The sequence below is a fragment of the Acinetobacter sp. YH12069 genome, assembly GCF_013419675.1.
Taxonomy (GTDB): domain Bacteria; phylum Pseudomonadota; class Gammaproteobacteria; order Pseudomonadales; family Moraxellaceae; genus Acinetobacter; species Acinetobacter amyesii.
Window position 1 is genome coordinate 1 of sequence record NZ_VOZS01000052.1, and the last position, 2,020, is coordinate 2,020.

General features: G+C 32.1%; 2 protein-coding genes. One reads left to right on the plus strand and one right to left on the minus strand.

Annotated features, from left to right (window positions below):
* Positions 1 to 318 precede the first annotated feature (318 nt).
* Positions 319 to 777 (plus strand): DUF523 domain-containing protein, encoded by a 459-nt coding sequence (locus tag FTU16_RS16345; protein ID WP_077170035.1) that lies wholly within the window; start codon positions 319 to 321, stop codon positions 775 to 777.
* Positions 778 to 903: 126 nt separating this feature from the next.
* Here the strand turns inward: FTU16_RS16345 and FTU16_RS16350 are convergent, their stop codons facing one another.
* Positions 904 to 1,692, minus strand: coding sequence for an aminoglycoside adenylyltransferase domain-containing protein (locus tag FTU16_RS16350; protein ID WP_038350081.1), 789 nt, complete (start codon positions 1,690 to 1,692; stop codon positions 904 to 906).
* Positions 1,693 to 2,020 lie beyond the last annotated feature (328 nt).

Consider the following 2,020-nt stretch of genomic DNA (forward strand, 5'->3'; position numbering starts at 1 on the left):
TATAATCAGCGAAGAATTCAAAAAGGCTTGGATTTTAAGACACCAAATCAAATGGCAGAAGACTTTTATCGGTTAGCTGCCTAGAATCTCCCAAGTGAAAGTCTCCTGCTAATTCAGCACACATCACTGTTGATAAATTTTCTAAACAAAAAGGATCAAACTAATCTATAAGCTTTGTGGGTTAGAAAAAAAATAACTCACTTTGCATTGATCATATTTAAATTCTTGTTTTATCCATAGCACTAACCTATTAATTTTAAAAAATAATAGGTACTGGCTAAATAGCAAATCGATACATATCTTTTTCATAGAGGAAATATGATTTTAGTAAGTTCTTGTCTGGCTGGCTTAAAGGTACGTTATAACGGGACGCATAGCTTAAACGAAAAAATCGAAAAATTAGTCAAAGATGGAAAAGCTACTATGGTATGTCCAGAGATTCTTGGCGGTTTATCAACACCACGCGAACCTGCCGAGATTTCGGGAGGTAATGGCGATGATGTCTTAGATGGAAAAGCCTGTGTAATTGAAAAATCAGGAAAGGATGTGACTTCAATCTATATTGAAGGGGCATATAGAACTTTAAAAAAAGTTCAATTATTAAAAGCTACTCTGGTAGTGCTTAAAGAAAATAGCCCTTCATGTGGTAGTTCAATGATTTACGATGGTCAATTTAATGGGAATAAGATCTATGGCAATGGAGTTACCTCCGCTTTGCTTAAACGTCATAATATAAAAGTCATTTCAGAAGAAACTTTTTGGCAACTTTTACCCTAGTTCCTCCGCTTTTATTTAAAATCTTCATGCAACTCCAACCACGCCCCCCTTTGCAATATCAAGTCTCTTCGGTATTTAGAGATATAGTGAGGTAATAATCTAAGAAGCATATCCATTACTTCCACATCAGTTAAAAAGTAGTGGTTCAATTTTATGCTGTAATTCTTTAACAATTTTAGCAAGCTGATCATGTAAAACTAACCAACATTGCTCATGACCTTGCCCAATATATTCATCTATTATGAGTTGCAAAATGTCTTGATCTATCTGACTTAAGAATTCTAAAAACCATGTCGCAGCAACATCCTTGGCAACTATTGTTTTATGATCTAATGTATAAGCTATACGGCATAGCGCTAAAATTTGATTACATTCATCCTGATCGTCTTTCCAATGAGCAATAATTTGTGGATAAGTTTTTTGCATGGCAAATATTAATTGTTCATAGCTAATTGGATTTAACCAATCGCAAATATCAGGTCCAAAGATAGTAATGTTATGTAATTGGGCAGTTTTAAGTAAAATACTAATATCTGGATCAGATTGACTATAAAGTAATTCACCTTTGAGTAATTCTTCTCTCAACCACTCGCCATATTGTAGCTGATATGTATATGGATGATTTTTATTGGTAATACTCCCTTTTTCTAATATCGTAATTTCTAAGGCACGCGCTGTAGCATGACCAATCGGAACAGATATATTTAGAAAATTCTGCGCTAATTGTTTTCTTTCCTGATCGGTAATTTCACGTTCAATAATAACTAAAATATCAAGATCACTTTTATGTTTTAAACCACCATCAACATACGAACCATATAAATAAATAGCATAAAGCTTATCTTTAAAATTTTTTTGTAAAAGCTGTTTTACACTTTCAACTTGGCGACACTCTTCATCATTTAAGCTTTGCATATGATTTTTAATTTAAAAAAATAAGTAATGAATTCATAGAGCATTATACAGAATAAGTGTAAATAATTTAATCAATTAGTAAATAACATACTATTTTTACAATATATTTACTTTCAATATAGAGTTTAATACATAAAACTCTATCAATCAAAAAAAGCTTGAAACAACATCTGAATAGTAAGAGTCATTTCCTCCTCACTTAGAGATGGATCCGGAAATTTGAACAACTCCTATAAGTGATACTCTGCTCCTCAAATGATGTTATAAACATCAATATATGGAGTATTTTATGGCACGTAGACCAAGAAGAAATCATTCAAACGACTTT